General features: G+C 68.0%; 16 protein-coding genes and 1 tRNA gene. 14 read left to right on the top strand and 3 right to left on the bottom strand.

Annotation, left to right across the window (positions count from 1 at the left end):
• Nucleotides 1-5: 5 nt before the first annotated feature.
• The 10 genes from F4553_RS13200 (at nucleotide 6) to F4553_RS13155 (ending at nucleotide 14,318) form a co-directional block, all read left to right on the top strand.
• Nucleotides 6-1,280, top strand: coding sequence for an ion channel protein (locus F4553_RS13200; protein ID WP_184835849.1), 1,275 nt, complete (start codon nucleotides 6-8; stop codon nucleotides 1,278-1,280).
• Between the two features lie 11 nt (nucleotides 1,281-1,291).
• Nucleotides 1,292-1,828, top strand: coding sequence for a DM13 domain-containing protein (locus F4553_RS13195; protein ID WP_184835847.1), 537 nt, complete (start codon nucleotides 1,292-1,294; stop codon nucleotides 1,826-1,828).
• Nucleotides 1,829-1,998: 170 nt separating this feature from the next.
• The gene (locus F4553_RS13190) at nucleotides 1,999-2,532 is read left to right on the top strand and encodes a DM13 domain-containing protein (protein WP_184835846.1); all 534 of its coding nucleotides are present in this window, start codon (nucleotides 1,999-2,001) and stop codon (nucleotides 2,530-2,532) included.
• Nucleotides 2,533-2,619: 87 nt separating this feature from the next.
• The gene (locus F4553_RS13185) at nucleotides 2,620-3,630 is read left to right on the top strand and encodes a LacI family DNA-binding transcriptional regulator (RefSeq protein ID WP_184835844.1); all 1,011 of its coding nucleotides are present in this window, start codon (nucleotides 2,620-2,622) and stop codon (nucleotides 3,628-3,630) included.
• A gap of 232 nt (nucleotides 3,631-3,862) precedes the next feature.
• A complete protein-coding gene (locus F4553_RS13180; protein WP_221469876.1) occupies nucleotides 3,863-5,218 on the top strand; it encodes an ABC transporter substrate-binding protein in 1,356 nt (451 codons plus the stop codon).
• 123 nt (nucleotides 5,219-5,341) lie between these two features.
• Nucleotides 5,342-6,310: a carbohydrate ABC transporter permease gene (locus F4553_RS13175; protein WP_184835842.1), complete on the top strand. Its 969-nt coding sequence runs from the start codon at nucleotides 5,342-5,344 to the stop codon at nucleotides 6,308-6,310.
• Nucleotides 6,311-6,312: 2 nt separating this feature from the next.
• Nucleotides 6,313-7,218 carry a carbohydrate ABC transporter permease gene (locus F4553_RS13170; RefSeq protein ID WP_184835840.1) on the top strand — a complete coding sequence of 302 codons (906 nt, stop codon included), beginning with the start codon at nucleotides 6,313-6,315 and terminating at the stop codon, nucleotides 7,216-7,218.
• 127 nt (nucleotides 7,219-7,345) lie between these two features.
• A complete protein-coding gene (locus F4553_RS13165; protein ID WP_184835838.1) occupies nucleotides 7,346-8,956 on the top strand; it encodes a glycoside hydrolase family 13 protein in 1,611 nt (536 codons plus the stop codon).
• Nucleotides 8,957-9,077: 121 nt separating this feature from the next.
• Nucleotides 9,078-12,509 (top strand): galactose-binding domain-containing protein, encoded by a 3,432-nt coding sequence (locus tag F4553_RS13160; RefSeq protein WP_184835836.1) that lies wholly within the window; start codon nucleotides 9,078-9,080, stop codon nucleotides 12,507-12,509.
• A gap of 93 nt (nucleotides 12,510-12,602) precedes the next feature.
• A complete protein-coding gene (locus F4553_RS13155; RefSeq protein ID WP_184835834.1) occupies nucleotides 12,603-14,318 on the top strand; it encodes a glycosyl hydrolase family 28-related protein in 1,716 nt (571 codons plus the stop codon).
• A 90-nt stretch (nucleotides 14,319-14,408) separates the two neighbouring features.
• Here F4553_RS13155 and F4553_RS13150 read toward each other — a convergent pair whose 3' ends face one another.
• The 3 genes from F4553_RS13150 to F4553_RS13140 form a co-directional block, all read right to left on the bottom strand.
• Complete coding sequence (locus F4553_RS13150; RefSeq protein WP_184835832.1) at nucleotides 14,409-14,834, bottom strand: OsmC family protein; 426 nt, start codon at nucleotides 14,832-14,834, stop codon at nucleotides 14,409-14,411.
• 116 nt (nucleotides 14,835-14,950) lie between these two features.
• Nucleotides 14,951-15,337 (bottom strand): MmcQ/YjbR family DNA-binding protein, encoded by a 387-nt coding sequence (locus F4553_RS13145; protein WP_312875192.1) that lies wholly within the window; start codon nucleotides 15,335-15,337, stop codon nucleotides 14,951-14,953.
• 133 nt (nucleotides 15,338-15,470) lie between these two features.
• Nucleotides 15,471-15,544, bottom strand: a tRNA-Leu gene (locus F4553_RS13140).
• A gap of 85 nt (nucleotides 15,545-15,629) precedes the next feature.
• Between F4553_RS13140 and F4553_RS13135 the strand changes: the two genes are divergently transcribed.
• From F4553_RS13135 to F4553_RS13120, 4 genes are all read left to right on the top strand, one after another.
• A complete protein-coding gene (locus F4553_RS13135; protein ID WP_184835830.1) occupies nucleotides 15,630-16,241 on the top strand; it encodes an ANTAR domain-containing response regulator in 612 nt (203 codons plus the stop codon).
• Between the two features lie 55 nt (nucleotides 16,242-16,296).
• Nucleotides 16,297-17,481: a hypothetical protein gene (locus tag F4553_RS13130; RefSeq protein ID WP_184835828.1), complete on the top strand. Its 1,185-nt coding sequence runs from the start codon at nucleotides 16,297-16,299 to the stop codon at nucleotides 17,479-17,481.
• A 204-nt stretch (nucleotides 17,482-17,685) separates the two neighbouring features.
• Complete coding sequence (locus tag F4553_RS13125) at nucleotides 17,686-18,840, top strand: branched-chain amino acid ABC transporter substrate-binding protein (RefSeq protein ID WP_312875191.1); 1,155 nt, start codon at nucleotides 17,686-17,688, stop codon at nucleotides 18,838-18,840.
• 68 nt (nucleotides 18,841-18,908) lie between these two features.
• Complete coding sequence (locus F4553_RS13120; RefSeq protein ID WP_184835823.1) at nucleotides 18,909-19,895, top strand: branched-chain amino acid ABC transporter permease; 987 nt, start codon at nucleotides 18,909-18,911, stop codon at nucleotides 19,893-19,895.
• The last annotated feature ends 46 nt before the right edge of the window (nucleotides 19,896-19,941 follow it).

Genomic DNA, 19,941 nt, shown 5'->3' with positions numbered 1-19,941 from the left:
AAAACATGGCGACCAGGACGAACGCGCGCACGCTGCTGGCTCTCGTCGTGCCCGCGCTCGCGGTGGGCATCGTCAGCAGCCTGATCCTCGCCGCCCTGGACCTCATCGCCGAGCACTGGCTGCACGACCTGCTCTGGACGGACCTGCCGAAGCTCTTCGGCGCCACGGCGGAGACGAAGTGGTGGATCTTCGCGGTCCTCACCGCGACCGGCGTCGCGGTCGGCCTGGTGATCTGGCTGATGCCGGGGCACGGCGGGCCCGACCCGGCCACGCTGGAGCTGATCCACCCGCCCAGCCCGATCTCGATCGTGCCGAGCCTGCTGCTCGCCGCCGTCCTCGGCCTCGCGGGCGGGGTCAGCCTCGGTCCCGAGTTCCCGATCATGACGGCCAACGCCGCGCTCGCGGTCACGGTGGGCATGCGGCTGAGCCGGCGCGTCCCGGTCCCGGTCTGGGCGGGGCTCGCGACCGCGGGCACGTTAGGAGCCCTCTTCGGTACGCCGATAGCCGCCGCCCTGATGATCACCGAGTCGTTCGCCGACAAACCCGCCGCCCCGGGCGGGACCGACGGCCTGACCCTCTGGGACAGGCTCTTCCCGATGCTCGTGGCGGCCGGTGCGGGCAGCCTCACCTCGATGGCGGTCTCCAGCGGCGCATCGTTGACGCTGACCCTGCCCGCCTACCGGGGGTTCGAGCCGATCGACCTGGTCAGCGGCTCGGTGATCGCGTGTGCCGGTGCCCTCATCGGACTGGTGGGGACAGTCTGCTTCCCCTACCTCCACGCCTGGTTCGCCCGGCTGCGCCACCCGCTGCTGATCGTCACCGCCGGCGGTGTCGTGCTCGGGCTGCTCGGCATGCTCGGCGGGCACCTCAGCCTCTTCAAGGGCCTGGCGGAGATGAAGGAGCTCGTCGCCGAGCGGGCGGACTTCGGCTTCGGCGCACTGCTCGGCCTGGTCGGGATCAAGGTGGCGGCGATGCTCGTCGCCGCGACGAGCGGCTTCCGGGGCGGGCGGATATTCCCGGTGGTCTTCGCCGGGGCGGCGCTCGGCATCGCGGCGAACGCGCTGATCACCTCGATCCCGCTCACCCTGGCCATCGCGTCGGGGGTGCTCGGCCTGACGCTCGCGGTCACCCGCTCCGGCTGGCTCTCGATCTTCATCGGCGCGGTCCTCGTCGCCGAGCCGGTCATCCTCGTGGTGCTCTGCGTCGCGGTGCTGCCGGCCTGGCTCCTCGTCACCGGCCGTAAGCAGATGATAATCAGCGATCAACCCGCCACCGGGTAGCGTCGACTCCTATGAGGAGAGCGCTGCGCAAGCCCCTGACCTGGGTGATCATCGGGCTGCTGGCGGTGGTCGCCGGGGCCGGGCTCTACTGGTTCGCGCCGTGGCGGCTGCTCACCTCGACCACGGTGACCGAGGCGGTGCCGGTCGTGACCGTGCCCTCGTCGGCACCCGCGACGCCCGACCCGGTCGCGCCCAGCCCGTCACCGGTCAACGTGCTGCTCGCGACGGGCTCCTTCGTGACGCACGAGCACGAGACGACGGGCAAGGCCCAGCTCGTCCGCCTCGCCGACGGTTCGGTCCGGGTGGTGCTGCTGGGTCTGCGTACGTCGGACGGACCGGACCTGCGCGTCTGGCTCACCGACCAGCGGGTCACCAAGAGCTGGTATGTCTTCGACGACGGCCGCCACGTCGAGCTCGGCAAGCTCAAGGGCAACCGGGGCGACCAGGTCTACGCGGTCCCCGCCGGAGTGGACCTCACCGGGTTGCGCAGCGTGACGATCTGGTGCAAAAGGTTCTCCGTCTCCTTCGGCGCGGCGGAGCTCGCCTAGGGCCTTGCTTGAGGCCGGCTCGACGGGCGCGGCGCTCGGCCGGTGCCGCCGACGGCGATGTTCGCACTGGTCAGCCTGGACGGAAGACTGTTCCGAACAGGCCCACCGAGCGGATTCCATCGATATTCAACGATCATTGGCGGGGTCGCGGAACCGTAGTGTCCGGTCCCATGAGTACTCTCCTGCGCAAGCCCGCTGCCTGGGCAGTCGCTGTCATCCTGTTGATCGGCGTGGGGTTCGGGATCTACTGGACCCTCGGCCGAAGCGCCACCGGTGCGACCGCCGCCGCGCCCTCGCCCTCGGCCGAGTCGGTCGGCCCCTCGGCGACGCCGGGCGGCCAGCGGGTGTCGCTGCTCGCGAAGGGGAACTTCGTCTCGCACGAGCACAAGACGACCGGCGAGGCCCGGCTGGTCCAGCTCTACACCGACGGACACACCCAGCTCGTCATCGTCGGCCTCGACACCACCGCCGCACCCGATCTGCACCTGATGCTGTCGGCGCAGCGGGTGACCGCCGGCAACAAGGCCGCCTACGACGACGGCTTCCACGTCGACCTGGGCCCGCTCAAAGCGGCGAAGGGCGACCAGACCTACGAGATCCCCCGGGGTACGGACCTGACGGCGATCTACAGCGTCACCGTCTGGAGCACCGCCACATCCGTCTCCTTCGGCGCCGCCGAGTTGAAGCAGGTTCCCCGCACCTAGTCCCGACCTGGAGCTTGAGGGGGCTCCGCACATCGGAGGAAATGCCCGTGCAAGTGTCTTGCACGGGCATGCACTACACTTGCACGCATGACGCGAAGACTGGCCGAAGTTGCCAAGTACGTCGGGGTCAGCGAGGCGACCGTCTCGCGGGTCCTCAACGGCAAGCCCGGCATCTCGGAGGCCACCCGAACGGCGGTTCTCACCGCCCTTGACGTGCTCGGATACGAGCGCCCCACGAAGCTGCGCGGCGAGCGGGCCCGCCTGGTGGGGCTGGTGCTGCCGGAGCTGCAGAACCCGATCTTCCCGGCCTTCGCGGAGGTGGTCGCGGGGGCTCTGGCGATGCGCGGGTTCACGCCGGTGCTCTGCACCCGCACCGCCGACGGCGTCTCCGAGGGTGATTACATCGACATGCTGCTTGAGCAGCACGTTTCCGGCGTGATCTTCGCTGGTGGCAATTACGCCCAGGCCGCCGCCGACCATCAGCACTACCACCGTTTGGCTGATCGCAACCTGCCGGTCGTCTTGGTTAATGCCGCCGTCGAGGGTCTTAAATTCGCCCGGGTGTCCACGGATGACGGGCATGCCGTGGACCAGGCCTACGGGCACCTCGCCTCGCTGGGGCACACCAAGATCGGGCTCATCCTCGGGCCGGACGATCACGTTCCGTCCGAGGTCAAGCTGACCGCGTTCCTCTCGGCGCAGCTGCGTTACGGGCACAAGGACCGGGCCCTGGACGACCCGGTGGAGCGGACGATCTTCTCCATGGAGGGCGGCCACGCCGCCGCCGGCCGCCTCATCAACCGCTCTGCGACCGCGCTGATCTGCGCCAGTGACGTGTTGGCCCTGGGTGCGGTGCGTGCCGCGCGCCGGATGAACCTCAGCGTCCCGGGTGACGTCTCCGTCGTGGGTTACGACGACTCGGCGTTCATGGCGTGCATCGACCCGCCGTTGACGACCGTCCGGCAGCCCATAGAGGCGATGGGACAGGCCGTCGTGGCGATGCTCGTGTCACAGATCGCCGGCACTCCCGTACCCGCGGATGCCCTGGTCTTCGAGCCCGAGCTGGTGGTACGAGGGTCGACGGGCATCGCTTCTTAACGCTCAGCGTAACGTCAGCGCGGTTCCGCGTAACGTTTTTGCATTGTCATATGGACTTCTTGCAGAGTTCGGTTTAGTGTCTGCCTACGCCACGGACTTGACACATCGCGGCGATGTTTCTGAAACACCACGGGAACACAGGTAGGCAACAGACCAGCAAACCCGTGCGAGGCGATACCTTCCAGAGCCTCGCCTCGCACGGGACCTCCCTCTGAGGAAGGACCTCCATCTTATGAACACGAGGCGGGCCCGTCTGGGCCTGGCCGTTGTCCTGACCATCGGCGCCGCGATGCTCACCGCGGCCTGTGGATCGGATGACGCCAAAGACACTGCTGACGGTCCAGTGACCATCACGGTCAACGCCCTTCCGCCGGACACGGACCCGGTGAACCGCAAGGCGTTCCAGGACTCGGTCAAGGCGTTCGAGGCGGCCAACCCGAACATCAAGATCGACGCCCGCGAGGGCAAGATGGACCCGGCGACGTTCACCACCCGGCTCGCCGGTGGCCAGCTCGAGGACGTTTTCTACGTCTACTTCACCGACCCGGCCAACCTGATCGCCAAGAAGCAGGTTGCCGACATCACCCCGTACCTGGGTGAGATCTCGTCGGACGAGCAGATCCGCCCCGACCTGATGAAGGTCTTCACCGGTCCCGACGGCAAGGTCTACGGCCTGCCCTGGACCAACTACTCGATGGGCCTGCTCTACAACCGCAAGCTCTTCACGCAGGCGGGTCTCGACCCGGCCGCGCCGCCGAAGACGTGGGAAGAGGTTCGCGAGGCTGCCAAGAAGATCGCGGCGCTCGGCTCCGGCTACGTCGGCTACGGCGACTACAGCAAGAGCAACACGGGTGGCTGGCACTTCACCGCCGAGCTGTACTCCATCGGCGGTCAGGTCGCGAAGAAGGACGGCGACACGTGGAAGGCCGACTTCAACAACGACAAGGGCAAGCAGGTTCTGCAGCAGCTCAAGGACATGCGCTGGACGGACAACTCGATGGGGCAGCGCCAGCTGCTCGAGTGGGCTGACCTCCTGCAGCTCATGGCCGGCGGCAAGCTGGGCATGTACGTCGCGACGTCGGACAACATCCCGACCATCGTGAACCAGTTCAAGGGCAACTTCGCCGACTACGGCCTGGGCTCCGTCCCCGGCGGCCAGGGCACCCTCGCGGGTGGCGACGGCTTCATGTTCAACGCGAAGGCGACCCCGGCGAAGATCAAGGCCGGTCTGAAGTGGCTCGCGTGGGAGTTCAACAACCCCGACCGCATCGAAGAGAAGAACAAGATCGCGTCTGACGCGAAGCTTCCGGTGGGTCTGCCCGAGCCGGCCATCTGGTCCGGTGCGGCTGCCGACAAGCAGGCTGCGGCGAGCAAGAAGTACGCCAACGTCCCCACCGAGAACTACGCGCCGTTCGTGGCCGGCATGACCAGCGTTCCGCTGAAGACCGAGCCGCCGGCGGCTCAGCAGGTCTACGCGGTGCTCGACGCTGCCATGGCCAAGGTGCTGACCGACAAGAACGCGGACATCGCCGCTCTCCTGGCTGACGCCGAGAAGCAGATCAACGCGATCCTCGCCGCGGTCAAGTAACGCCTGACGGTCGCGGTGCCGCCCTTCCCGGCGGCACCGCGACCTGCAGCCATGGGACAGCGGTCCGGGTGGCACCACAGTCCGGACGGACCGGTCAGGGTTCTTCATTCAAGGGGTTTGGCGATGGTGGTTCTTGATTCGGAGTTTCGGGTCAGCGACAGTGGCGGCGGCGGTTCCGACCGGTCCAACGTCGCTGGCGAGAAGCAGCGGGCAAAGCGCGACAAGCTGAAGAGGCGGGTGCAGGACAACCTGCTCGCCTACTGCTTCATGGCCGCCGGCATCGCCTGCTTCGCAATCTTCTCCTGGTGGCCGCTGATCAAAGGCGTGATCCTCAGCTTCCAGCAGGTCAACTTCGTGACCGACCCAGAGTGGGTGGGCCTCGACAACTTCAAGGCGATCTTCGACGATCCGCTGTTCTGGACCGCCTGGTGGAACACGCTGAAGTTCACGCTGTTCGCACTGGTCCTCGGCTACCTCGTGCCGTTCTTCATGGCGATCGTCATCAACGAGCTGCGCCACTTCCAGGGCTTCTTCCGCGTCGCGGTCTATCTGCCGCTGATGATGCCGCCGGTCGTCGTCGTGCTCCTCTGGCAGTTCTTCTACGACCCGGGCAACGGCCTGTTCAACACGCTGCTCCGCGGCGTCGGCCTGCCGGAGTCGCAGTGGACCCAGTCCTCCTCGACCGCCATGATCTCGCTGGTCCTCGTCTCGACCTGGGCCAACATGGGTGGTGCGACGATCATGTATCTCGCCGCGCTGCAGAGCATTCCCGGTGAGCTCTACGAGGCGGCCGAGATCGAGGGCGCGAGCATCTGGCAGCGCCTGCGCCACGTGACCCTGCCGCAGATGCGCTTCATCATGCTGGTGCTGCTGCTCCTGCAGGTCGTCGCGACGATGCAGGTCTTCGTCGAGCCCTATCAGCTCACCGGCACCACCAACCCGGACACCATCACCGTGATGGTGCTCATCTACCGCTACGCGTTCACGGTCAACCACGACTTCGGCATGGCCGCCGCGATGAGCGTGCTCCTCTTCATCCTGCTGGGTGTCTTCTCCGCCGTGTACCTCCGGCTGACCAGGGACAAGGACTGATCATGGCCAAGAAGTTCGAGACGAACAGCGCTGCGCGCAGCCTCATCTCCAGCACGGACCTCAACCGCGGGAAGAACCGCTTCCTCTACTTCTTCGTGCTGTGGTTCCTGATCATCCTCTTCGCGCTGGTCTTCTTCTTCCCGCTCTACTGGATGGTCACCGGAGCGCTGAAGGACCCGGCGGAGATGGTCCGCACGCCCCCGACCTTCATCCCGGAGAGCTTCCACCCGGAGACCTACGTCAAGGCGTGGGAGCAGCTGCGGATCGCGAAGTTCTTCTTCAACACCGCCTTCTACTCCCTGGGCGGCTGGCTGATCCAGGTGCTCGTCGCCGTCGGCGTCGCCTACGCCCTGTCGAAGCTGCGCCCGATCTTCGGCCGCTTCGTGCTCGGCGCGATGCTCGCCAGCCTCATGCTGCCGGCCGCGGCGCTGCTGATCCCGGCCTACCTCACCGTGGCCGACGTGCCGATCCTCCACCTGAACCTGCTCGACACGCCGTGGGCGCTGTGGCTGCCGGGAGCGGCCAACGCGTTCAACGTCTACGTGCTCAAACGGTTCTTCGACCAGATCCCCAACGACATCCTCGACTCCGCCAGCATCGACGGCGCCGGGCGATTGCGGATCCTGTGGAGCATCATCATGCCGCTGTCGAGACCGGTGCTCGCCGTCGTGTCGATCAGCGCGGTGATCGGGATGTGGAAGGACTTCCTCTGGCCACTCCTGGTCCTGCAGAACCCCGAGGTGCAGACGCTGAGTGTGGCGCTGAGCCGGCTCTCCACCACCGGCCGGGTGCCGATGGACGAGTTGATGGCCGGTCTCGCCATCGCCAGCGTACCGATGATCGCAGTCTTCCTGGTCTTCCAGCGCAGCATCCTCAGTGGTCTCAGCGCGGGCAGCCTCAAGGGCTGACCGCTCGGAGACCGCTCGGGCAAACGTTCCTTGTCCAACCGCCGAACCCCATACGGTCCACCTGAGGCGATCGACGACGATCGCCCAGGTGAGGCGTACCCGGAAACGTTTAGAAAGCAGGTCCCCCGTGTCTCACACAGACACCCCCTGGTGGCGCGGCGCAGCCATTTACCAGGTCTATCCGCGTAGCTTCGCCGACGGCAACGGCGACGGCGTGGGCGACCTGGCCGGCATCCGGGCTCACCTGACCTACCTGCGTGATCTCGGGATCGACGCGATCTGGTTCAACCCCTGGTACGCGTCGCCGATGGCCGACGCCGGCTACGACGTCTCGGACTACCGCGAGATCGCCCCGGTCTTCGGCACGCTGGCCGAGGCCGAGCTGCTGATCGCCGAGGCCCGCGAGCTGGGCATCCGGGTGATCGTCGACATCGTGCCCAACCACATCTCCGACGAGCACGCGTGGTTCCAGGCGGCGCTCGCGGCGGGACCGGGTTCGGCCGAGCGGGACCTCTTCTGGTTCCGGCCGGGCAAGGGGGAGAACGGCGAGCTGCCGCCGACCGAGTGGCCCAACGAGTTCCTCGCCGGCGGTTCGTGGACGCGGGTGCCGGACGGCGAGTGGTACCTGCACCTCTTCGACGCCAAGCAGCCGGACCTGAACTGGGAGAACCCGGCCGTGCAGGCCGAGTTCGAGGACGTGCTGCGGTTCTGGTTCGACCGGGGCGCCGCGGGCATCCGGATCGACTCGGCGGCGCTGCTCGCCAAGCACCCCGACCTGCCCGAGGTGCACGAGGTCGAGGCGCACCCGTTCCGCGACCGCGACGAGGTGCACGAGATCTACCGCGCCTGGCGCCGGGTCGCCGAGGAGTACGGCGGCGACCGCGCGCTCATCGGCGAGGTGTGGATGCCCGACGCGCAGCGCTTCGCCAACTACCTGCGCCCGGACGAGCTGCACACGGCGTTCAACCTGAGCTTCCTCGCCTGCGCCTGGGACGAGGCGAAGCTGCGTGAGGTCATCGTCGAGACGCTGGAGACGCACGCGCCGGTCGGCGCGCCCGCGACCTGGGTGCTCGCCAACCACGACATCACCCGCCAGGTGACCCGCTACGGCCGCGAGGACACCGCGTTCAGCTTCGCCGCCAAGCGCAACAACATCCCGGTCGACCTGGAGCTCGGCACCCGCCGCTCCCGCGCGGCGATCCTGCTGACGCTGGGCCTGCCCGGCGCCGCCTACCTCTACCAGGGCGAGGAGCTCGGCCTGTGGGAGGTCGAGGACATCCCGGACGACATGAAGACCGATCCGATGTGGATCCGGTCCGGCAAGAAGGACCCGGGCCGCGACGGCTGCCGGGTGCCGCTGCCCTGGTCCGGCGACGAGGCGCCCTTCGGCTTCAGCCCCGACGGCGCCACCGAGCGCCCGTGGCTGCCGCAGCCCGCCGCGTGGAAGGCCTACACGGCCGAGGTCCAGGTCGGCGACCCGCACTCGATGCTCACCCTCTACCGGTCGGCCCTGCGGCTGCGCCGGACCGAGGCGGGCTTCGGTGACGGTCCCCTGACCTGGATCGACAGCGCTCCCGGCGTGCTGGCCTTCCGGCGCGAGGGTGATCTGGCGTGCGTGGTCAACCTCTCCGACGTCCCCGTCGAGCTGCCCGCCCACCACACCCTCCTGCTCGCGAGCGGCCCGCTCCAGGATGGCCTGCTCCCCACCGACACCGCCGTCTGGCTGCGACTGAGCTGACGGAGACACAGCTTTAGAAAGAAGAAGGAGGAACCACCGCTTAACCCCGACCGGGTGGCGCGCCCGCGCCGCCTCCGCTCAGGTCGACCCCCGAGCTTTTCGACCAGAAGGGTTTTGCACCATGCGTAACCTGTCCCAACCGCGGCGACTACTCGCCGCGGGTTCCGCCGCGCTCCTGGGCGCGGCGACTCTCAGCGCGATCGCGCTCTCGGTGGCGAGTCCTGCCGTCGCCGCGGGCATACCCGCGCTGTCCCCGCTCAACGTGCCCGGTCGCGGCGCCTCCGTCCCCTTCCTCGAGCAGGAGGCGGAGTACGCCGCGACCAACGGCACCTTCATCGGCCCGAACCGCTACTACGGCACGCTGCCGTCAGAGGCGTCGGGCCGCCAGGCCGTGACGCTGGACGCGGTGGGGGAGTACGTCGAGTTCACCCTCACCGCCCCGGCCAACGCGATGGTGCTGCGCGCGAGCATCCCGGACGGCCCCAGCGGCCAGGGCCGCGACGCCACGATCGACGTGCGGGTGAACAACACCTTCCTGAAGACCATGCCGGTGACGAGCAAGTACGGCTGGTACTACGGCGGTTACCCGTTCAACAACAACCCGGGTGACACCAACCCGCACCACTTCTACGACGAGACCCGGACGATGTTCGGGCAGACCTACGCGGCGGGCACGAAGATCCGGGTGCAGGTCGCGTCGACCGCCGCCTCCCCGAGCTTCACCATCGACCTCGCCGACTTCGAGAACGTGCCGGCCGCGAAGGGCAAGCCCGCCAACGCGATCGACGTCGTCGCCGACTTCGGTGCCGACCCGACGGGTGCCGCCGTCGACAACACCGCCAAGTTCCAGGCGGCCGTCGACGCGGGCAAGGCCCAGGGCCGGACCGTCTACGTGCCGCAGGGCACCTACACCGTCTGGGACCACATCGTCGTCGACGGTGTCACCCTCGCCGGTGCGGGCCCGTGGTATTCGGTGCTCACCGGTCGCCACCCCACCCAGCGCAACCGGGCCGTCGGCATCTACGGCAAGTACGTCCCCGGTGGCGGTTACGGCGGCGCGGTGCGCTCGCACGAGGCCAACGGCCCGAGCCGCAACGTCACCGTCAAGGACCTCGCCATCATCGGCGACATCCAGGAGCGCGTCGACGACGACCAGGTCAACGCGATGGGCGGTGCGATGACCGACTCGGTCATCGACAACGTCTGGTTCGAGAACACGAAGGTCGCGGCCTGGATGGACGGCCCGATGAACAACTTCGTCATCAAGAACAGCCGGATCCTGGACCAGACCGCCGACGGCGTCAACTTCCACACCGGCGTCACGAACTCGGCGGTCACCAACACCTTCGTCCGCAACACCGGTGACGACGGCCTGGCGATGTGGCCCGAGCGCGTGGCGAACGTCAACAACTCCTTCGACCACAACACGGTCGGTGTCACGATCCTCGCGAACAACATCGTCTCCTACGGCGGCCGCGACATCAAGATCACCGACAACGTGACGGCCGACTCGATCACCAACGGCGGCGGCATCCACATCGCCAACCGCTACCCGGGCGTCAGCTCCGGGCAGGGTACGGCGGTCGCGGGCACCTTCACCGTCGCCCGCAACACGCTGATCCGCAACGGCAACTCCGACTACAACTGGAACTTCGGCGTCGGCGCGATCTGGTTCTCGGGTCTCAACGAGCCGATCGCCGGTGCGACGATCAACATCACCGACACCGACATCCTGGACAGCTCCTACGCGGCGCTGCACTGGATCGAGGGCCAGAGCAGCGGGATCAACCTCAACAACGTGAAGATCGACGGCGCGGGCACCTACGCGCTGCAGGTCCAGGCGGCCAGCCAGGTCTCCTTCACCAACGTCGTGGCGACCCACATCGCGCAGCCCAACCCGATCCACAACTGCGTGGGCAGCGGCTTCCAGATCACCCAGGGCGCGGGCAACTCCGGCTGGTACGCCAACCCGCCCGCCTGCACCGGCGTGTGGCCGACCCCGGTCTGGACCAACGGCGGCATCCCGTCGTCGCCCGGCCCGTCGACCTCGCCGAGCCCGTCCCCGTCGACGTCTCCGCAGCCGGTCGGCCAGCTCAACCTCAGCACGTCGAGCCTGACCTTCGGCACGCAGAACATCGGCAGCACCAGCGCCGCGCAGACGGTGACCGTCTCCAACCCGGGGTCGATCGCGGTCAACATCAGCGGTGTCGCGGTCAGCGGCGACTTCGCCCGGACCACGACCTGTGGCGCGACCCTGGCGCCGGGGGCCACCTGCACCGTCTCCGCCACGTTCACGCCGACCGTCTCGGGCACCCGGACCGGCCAGCTGAGCATCGGCAGTGACGCGCAGGGCAACCCGCACGTCGTCAACCTCAGCGGTACCGGCTTCAACCCCAGCGGCAACCTCGCCGCGGGCAAGCCGACCACCGAGACCAGCCACGTCCAGGCCCTCGCCTCGGGCAACGCGGTCGACGGCGACGCCAACACCTACTGGGAGAGCAACAACAACGCCTTCCCGCAGTCGATCACGGTCGACCTGGGTGCCTCGACCTCGGTCAACAAGGTCACGATGAAGCTCCCGCCGGCGACGGCGTGGGCGACGCGGACAGAGACGGTGCAGGTCCTCGGCTCGACCGACGGCACCACCTTCAGCGAGATCGCCGCGGCGACGGGCTACACCTTCAACCCGGCGACCGGCAACAGTGCCAGCGCCAACTTCACGGCGACGAACCGGCGCTACATCCGGCTCACCGTCACCGGCAACACCGGCTGGCCGGCCGGGCAGTTCAGCGAGGTCGAGGTCTACGGCGGCGGCACCCAGCCGTCCGGCCCGGCGATCGGCCTCTCGTCGAGCAGCCTGTCGTTCAGCAACCAGACCGTCGGCACCACGAGCGGCACGCAGACCGTGACCGTCACCAACACCGGTGGCAGCGCGGCGACGCTGGGCTCCACCTCGATCAGCGGCGACTTCGCCCGGACCACCACCTGCGGATCCTCGCTGGCGGCGGGCGCGTCCTGCACGATCTCGGTGACCTTCACGCCGACCGTGGCGGGCACCCGCTCGGGCAGCATCTCGTTCACGAGCAACGCACCGGGCAGCCCGCACACGATCACGCTCGCGGGCAACGGCATCGTCGCCAACACCAACCTGGCGCTGAACAAGTCGGTCGCCGAGTCCGGTCACGCCGACATCTACAACGCCGCCCGGGCCGTCGACGGCAACGCCGGCACCTACTGGGAGAGCGTCAACAACGCGTGGCCGCAGACGATCACCGTCGACCTCGGTGCGGCGACCTCGGTCGGCCGCGTCGTGGTCAAGCTCCCCTCGGGCTGGGGTACGCGTACCCAGACCCTGTCGGTGCTCGGCAGCACGAACAACACGTCATTCAGCACCCTGAAGGCGTCGGCCGGGTACGAGTTCAACCCCGGCTCCGCCAACACGGTGACGATCACCTTCACCGCGACGAGCCAGCGCTACGTGCGCTTGTCGTTCACGGGTAACACGGGCTGGCCGGCCGGCCAGGTCAGTGAGTTCGAGGTCTACGCCTCGTAACAAGCGCCGGTGGGCACAGGCCGAGCGGACCTGTGCCCACCGGTCCACTGTTTCTTCTCCTCGGAGGCGCACGTGCGGCGTACCAATCTGGTTGTGGTTGTGTTCTTGCTGCTCGCGGGCTGCTCGCCGGCCGCGCAGCCCGAGCCGGAGAAGGCGCCGCCCGCGGCCTTCCCGGCCTTCGCCGTCTCCGGGCGCGGTGCGACCGTGCCGTTCGTCGAGCACGAGGCGGAGGCCGCGGAGCGTCGCGGCACGCTGATCGGCCCGGACCGCACCGCCAAGACCCTGGCGGCCGAGGCGTCCGGCCGGATGGCGGTCACGCTCGGCGCCGTCGGGGACGAGGTCACCTTCGTCCTGGTACGCCCGGCGAACGCGATGACCGTGCGCTACAGCATCCCCGACTCGCCCGACGGGAAGGGCCTCGACGCGACCCTCAGCGTCCTCGTCGACGGAACCGCAGCCCCCAAACTGCCGGTGACCAGCAGGTACTCCTGGTACTACGGCGGCCTGCCCTTCACCAACAACCCGCCCGACGGCAAGGGCCACCACTTCTACGACCACGCCCGGATGGTCTTCGACAAGGTCCTGCCCACCGGGACGAGGGTGACCCTGCGCAAGGAGTCGTCCGACACGGCGCCGAGCTACACCGTCGACCTCGCCGACTTCGAGGAGATCGCCCCGCCCGCCGCGCAGCCGGCCGGCTCGGTCTCGATCACCGACTTCGGCGCCGACCCGACCGGCAAGGCCGACTCCGGCGCCGCGATCGAGGCCGCCATCGCCGCCGCGAAGGGCAAGGTCGTCTGGCTGCCGCCGGGCACCTTCCAGGTCACCAAGCACATCATCGTCGACCGCGTGACCCTGCGCGGTGCCGGAATGTGGCACACCACGCTGCACGGCGACGGCGTCGGGATCTACGGCAAGTACGTCGCCGACGGCGGACCGAGCCGCAACGTGCACCTGAGCGGCTTCACCATCCTCGGCGAGGTCACCGAGCGCGACGACGCCGACCAGGTCAACGGGGTCGGCGGCGCGCTCGGCGGCGGCTCCGTCGTCGAAGGGCTCTGGATCCAGCACACGAAGGTCGGGCTGTGGCTCGACGGGCCCTTCGACGGGCTGACCGTGCGCGGCAACCGCATCCTGGACCAGACCGCCGACGGCCTCAACCTGCACAGGGGCATCACCAACACGGTCGTCGAGCACAACCTCGTCCGCAACGTCGGCGACGACGGCCTGGCGATGTGGTCGGACGAGTTCCCCGACACCGGCAACGTCTTCCGCTTCAACACGATCCAGGTGCCGCTGCTCGCCAACGGCATCGCGATCTACGGCGGCAAGGACAACACGGTCAGCGACAACGTCGTCGCCGACATCCAGATCGAGGGCGCGGGCATCCAGCTCGCCAACCGCTTCAGCGGGACGATCCCCTTCGACGGTTCGCTGACGGTCGCGCGCAACACCCTGCTGCGGGCCGGGTCGACCTTCGACCTGCTCGCGACGAAGGTCGGCGCGATCTGGATCTATGCCGAGGACATCGCGATCAACGCGAAGATCGAGCTGACCGAGAACGAGATCATCGATCCCACCTTCGGCGGCCTGCAGCTCTTCGGCTCCCGCGTCACCGGCCTGACGGTCAAGAACCTCCGCGTGGTCAACCCGGTCACCCAGGCGGTGCAGCTCCAGACCTCCGGCGAGGCGGCCCTGGAGGCCATCAGGGTCACTCCGGAGACGGCGACGGTTCTCTACTACTGTCCGGACGCCGGAGTCTTCACGACGACGGGAGACCCCCTGCCCGCCCCGACCTGCGGCACCTAAATTTCCGTTGATCAAGGGAAGACTCGCCGCGAATCGGACACCCGAGATGGCGAGTCTTCCCTTGATCAACGCGAATATTGGTCCTGTCGACTAGGACAGGGCGGCGTCTAGCGTGATCGTGGTGCCTGTTAGAGCCTTGCTGACGGGGCAGTTGGCCTTCGCGTCCTCGGCTGCCGCCACGAACGCGTCATTGTCCAGACCCGGGACCGTGGCGCGGACGGTGATGACGATGCCGGTGATGCCCTGGCCGGGCTGGAAGGTCACGTCGGCCTTGGTGTTGATCGTCTCGGCCGGGTTGCCGGCCTTCGCCAGGCCGTTGGAGAGCGCCATGCTGAAGCACGACGAGTGCGCGGCGGCGATCAGCTCCTCGGGGCTGGTCTTGCCGTTGGCCGCCTCTGCACGGGACGGCCACGAGACGTCGTAGCTGCCCAGCCCCGAGGAGTCGAGCGAGACGACGCCCTTGCCGTCGAAGAGGTTGCCTTCCCAGACGGTGTGTGCGCTGCGCGTGGTTGCCATGTGCCAAATCTCCCTTGGTCGGAATATCCCTCGCGGCCCATTCTGCGCGATCTAGCACTCGAACGCCGCATCTTTGGCATCGTGTGACCATGGGATCCCGCCTGCGGCTCCGGAGATCAGGCCGAGTCGAGCTTCGCCAGCAGGGTCCTCGGGGCGACCGCGCGGTAGGCCTCCTCGCACACCTCGGCGATCTCGGCCCAGTCGACCGGCCCGTCGAGCCGCACCCCGATCCAGCCGCGGTGCCCCACATAGGGCGGCCGGAAATAGCGGACCGGGTCGGCCGCGACCAGGGCTTCCTGGGCTCCGGCGGGCGCCGCGCACCACAGGTGCGGGAATTCATGATCATGGTGGCCCTGCCACCAGCAGGTGACGAAGGTCTTCTTGTCGCGGATGAACCACGTCGGCGCGCCGTGGCTGGGGCGCCGGGTCACCTCGGGGAAGGCGGCGCAGATGGCGTCGATCCGGGTCGGCAGGTCGTCGATCGCCACAGTGTGCTCGGTCACTTTGTCAGAATAGGCGCGGGCGGCGATGAATTCCGGTCTGCGTACCCACCTGGAAGAAGAGCGGGCGGCGACGGCCTGGACGGAGATTTTCCGGGCTCGGGAGCCGGAAGGTGAAAGGTTTATCGGTGATGAGTGCCCGCGGTGGGATTCGAACCCACACTGTCGGAGGTTTGAGCTCCGTTCCTCTGCCGGTTGGGATACGCGGACGGCGGCGGGACTAGCGTACCCATTAGGCTAGGGGCAGCGTCAGCGGGATATGCGCGGCGGGCAAATGTGAGGGGCAGGGGTGGACGTGGCCGAGGACCAGAGCGTTGAGCGGAAGCGGGTGCTCATCGCGGAGGACGAGGCGCTCATCCGGCTGGACCTCGCAGAGATGCTGGGCGAAGAGGGCTATGAGGTCGTCGGCGAGGCCGGAGACGGCGAGACTGCCTGCCGCCTCGCCGAGGAGCTGAAGCCGGATCTCTGCATCTTCGACATCAAGATGCCGATCATGGACGGCCTCGCCGCCGCGGAAAAGGTCGCCGGTGCCCGGATCGCTCCGGTGATCATCCTGACCGCGTTCAGCCAGCGCGACCTCGTCGAGCGGGCGCGCGCCGCCGGTGCCATGGCATACCTGGTCAAGCCGTTCCAGAAGAGCGACCTGGTGCCCGCCATCGAGATCGCCCTCTCGCGCTACGCGGAGCTCTACGCGCTGGAGTCCGAGGTGGCCGGGCTCACCGACCGCCTGGAGACCCGCAAGTCGGTGGAGCGGGCCAAGGGCGCGCTGATGACGCAGTACGGGATGACCGAGCCGCAGGCGTTCAAGTGGATCCAGCGCACCGCGATGGATCACCGCATGACGATGCGCGAGGTCGCCGACCGGATCATCGAGGAAGCCGAGGCGGCCAGCGCCGAAGAGGCCTGACGGAGCCTTCCGGCGGGGCCGACGAAGGCCGCGCCGGACCATAGACTCCGATGCTATGCCCCTTTCCCGGTTGAGCATGGCCGTGATCGCCTGCGCCGCGGCGGTGCTCGTCGCCGCCTGCGAGTCCACCCCCGACGGGCCGCCCCCACCGCCGCCGCCGCCGGTCGACCTCGCCTGGCAGGAGGTCTCGCTCACCGTCCCGCCGGGTCCGCCCGGCCGACTGGTCACCGGTGACGCGACCCGGTGCGGTGACCGGTGGTACCTCGTCGGCGCGGTCGCGTCCGGTGCCGCGGCCGAACCGGAGACCCGGCCCGCAGCCTGGGAGAGCGCCGACGGCAGGAACTGGTCGGCGATGACCCTGCAGCCGCTCACCTACTACGGACACCAGGCGATGCTCTACTCCGTCGGGTGCCGGGACGGCAAGATCGCGGTGCTCGGCGCCAAGCGCGGTGGGGCGCACGGTAATCCGCGCGTCACCAACTGGTTCCTCTCCGCCCCGCACACCCTGCGGCAGGTCGAGGCGGCCTTCTCCCTCTTCGGCGGCCCGGTCGCCGTCAATGTCAGCCGCATCGACGGCGGTCGGGACGGCTGGCTGATCAGCGGCAACCGCACCAGCGGCGCCGCGGTGTGGAACTCCGCCGATGCGGTCGACTTCGCGCTGCTGGAGGGCGTTGCGCCGCTGGCCGGAGTCGAGGGCTTCGACACCTGGGGCAGCGACGCGGTCTGGGCCGGCGACCGGTGGGTCGCCGTCGGCGGCGTGCTGCGCAAGGGCAGGATCGATCGGGACCCGATCGCCTGGAGCTCGACCGACGGGCTCACCTGGCAGCAGCAGGAGCCGCCGTCGACGCCGGAGTATGAGGAGATGCAGCGGGTCGTCGCGACGGACGCCGCAGTCGTCGCGATCGGTCTCGACGGAGGATCGTTCCGGGCCTGGCGTTCGGTCGACGGATCGTGGCGCCCGGCGGGCCGGTTCGGCACGACCGCCGGAATCCGCCCGCCGCAGGCGCTCTCGCTAACCGTTATTGGATCGAAACTTATCGCTACAACCGTCAATAACGTGGGCTTTTCCGCCTGGGTCTCCGAGGACGCCGGCGATACATGGCGGCAGCTCACCACACCGATCGAGCTGTTCGCAGCCAACGATCGCTCGATGGTTGCCGCAGGCGGTGGTGGATCAACACTGCTGCTCGTCGACGATGCGCAGGTCAGCCGCGTATGGATGGCAGTCGTCACACCGTAAAGATGACGGGACGATCACACGCCGAGCCAAAGTAACAGTTTGGCTGAGGGCCATTGCTGGCCGTTACCCTGGACAGCCCCCTGCGGTAGTGTCCGGCGTCACGGACTGCAATGCAGGCTCGCGGGTCAGGCTAAGTGTTCAGCACCCCACCCCTGGGGCTGGTCCAGGCCGCGCGAATCTGCTTCGGAGGAGGGCAAGAAAACTGTGAGGCTTAACAACATTCGTGCGCTTGGCGGCGTAGCGATGATGGCGGCCGTGGTGCTTGCGGCTGCTGGCTGCTCGAAGACCCCTGACACCCCCGCTGACGCCGCGAAGTGCGGCGGCAAGGTCGCGATCTTCGGTGCTTTCACCGGCGGCAACGCCGGTGTCGTCACGCCTTCGCGTGACGGTGCCAAGCTCGCGGTCGAGAAGTTCAACGCTGCGAACCCGAAGTGCCTGGTGACGCTCGTCGAGTTCGACACGGAGGGTGATGGCGCCAAGGCGACCCCCGTCGCCAACCAGGTCGCTCAGGACCAGAGCTTCGTCGCGGTCATCGGTGGCGCTTTCTCGGGTGAGACCCGGGCCACCATGCCGATCTACGAGGCAGCCGGTCTGGTCATGGTCTCCCAGTCGGCCACGGCTACCGACCTCACGACCAAGGGCAACAAGGCGTTCCACCGCGTCGTCGGCAACGACGACTCGCAGGGTCCCGCCGCGGCCAGCTACATCAAGAACGTGCTGAAGAGCCAGAAGGCCTACGTGGTCGACGACGGCACCACCTACGGTGGCGCCCTCGGCGCGACGGTGAAGACCCAGCTGGGTGCCATCGCCGTCGGCAGCGACAAGGTCCAGGAGAAGCAGGTCGACTTCGCGGCCACCGTCTCCAAGGTGAAGAACTCGGGCGCGGACGCCGTCTTCTACGGTGGCTACGTCAACGAGGCCGCTCCGTTCCTCAAGCAGCTGCGGGCGGCCGGCTACACCGGCAAGTTCATCGGCGGCGACGGCATCTACGACACCGCATTCGCCACCGCTGTCGGTGCCGCTGCGGCTGAGGGCGCGATCATCACCTGCCCGTGCATCCCGTCGATCAACGCCAAGGGCAGCTTCCCGGCTGACTTCAAGGCGAAGTACACCGCTGACCCGGGCCCGTACGCGGCCGAGGGTTGGGACGCGGCAACGGTTCTGCTGGACGGCTTCAAGGCCGGCAAGACCACCCGCAAGGAGCTGCTGGACTGGGTGAACGCCTACAACGCGCCGGGTCTGACCAAGACCATCAAGTTCGACCCCAAGGGCGAGGTCGAGGCGGCCAACGTCGTTATCTGGGCCTACGTGGTTAAGGGCGGCGTGATCACGCCGGACGTGGAAGTCCCCAAGAGCTGACGTTTGTGAGCAACGGTGCGGCCGGCAGATTCGTCTGTCGGCCGCACTTTCACCCCTGGAGCCGCCCCGTGAACTTCGACCAACTATTTGCCCATATCGGCCAACATACGCTGGATGGCCTCTCCAAGGGCGCCATCTATGCCCTGATCGCACTGGGATACACCCTCGTCTACGGCGTCCTTCGCCTCATCAACTTCGCCCACTCCGAAGTCTTCATGGTCGGCACATTCGCCGTACTGGGGACGTGGACGGCGTTGGGCGTCACCGGCACCTCGTCAGTGACCATGATCCTGGTCTACTGCGTCGCAGGACTCATCGCCGGAGCACTCGCGTCCGGCGGCACCGCTCTCGCCGTGGAGCGCATCGCTTACCGGCCGCTGCGCAAGAAGAACGCGCCGAGCCTCGTCTTCCTCATCACCGCCATCGGCGTCTCGACCGTCCTGATGGAGATCTTCGGCTGGGTCTTGGTGTGGCTCAACCGGGATGTGATGGGTCGCGACCCCAAGCCGTTCGGCCGCCTCATCGCGGGCGTGCCCACGGTGGTGGAGCAGAAGGTGCTCTTCAAGGTCGGCGATGCCGAGGTCACCAACATCATGGTGATCGTCATCGTGGCGGCCATCGCGATGATGATCGGCCTCGACATCTTCATCAACCGGACCCGGCTCGGCCGTGGAGTCCGCGCGGTGGCACAGAACCCGGACACCGCCGCCCTGATGGGCGTCAACAAGGACCGGGTCATCATGCTCGTCTTCGTGCTCGGCGGCATCATGGCCGGCGGCGCGGCGATGCTCTACAACCTCAAGCTCGGCACGACCAAGTTCGACGTGGGCTTCCTGCTCGGCATCAAGGCGTTCACCGCCGCGGTCCTGGGCGGCATCGGAAACCTGCGCGGCGCCCTGCTGGGTGGCCTCCTGCTCGGTGTGGTGGAGGTCTACGCGGCAACCCTGACACAGTCCAACTGGGAGGACGTGGCGGCCTTCGTCGTGCTGGTCGTCGTACTCATGTTCCGCCCGACCGGCCTGCTCGGCGAGTCGCTGGGGAGGGCCCGCGCATGATCATGGACAAGGTACGTTCGGCCGACGAGCGTCGGCTGAAGCTGCG

Source organism: Allocatelliglobosispora scoriae, from assembly GCF_014204945.1.
Lineage (GTDB): Bacteria > Actinomycetota > Actinomycetes > Mycobacteriales > Micromonosporaceae > Allocatelliglobosispora > Allocatelliglobosispora scoriae.
The sequence above is the reverse complement of the archived record's forward strand: the minus strand, read 5'-3'. Positions and strand labels throughout refer to the sequence as shown.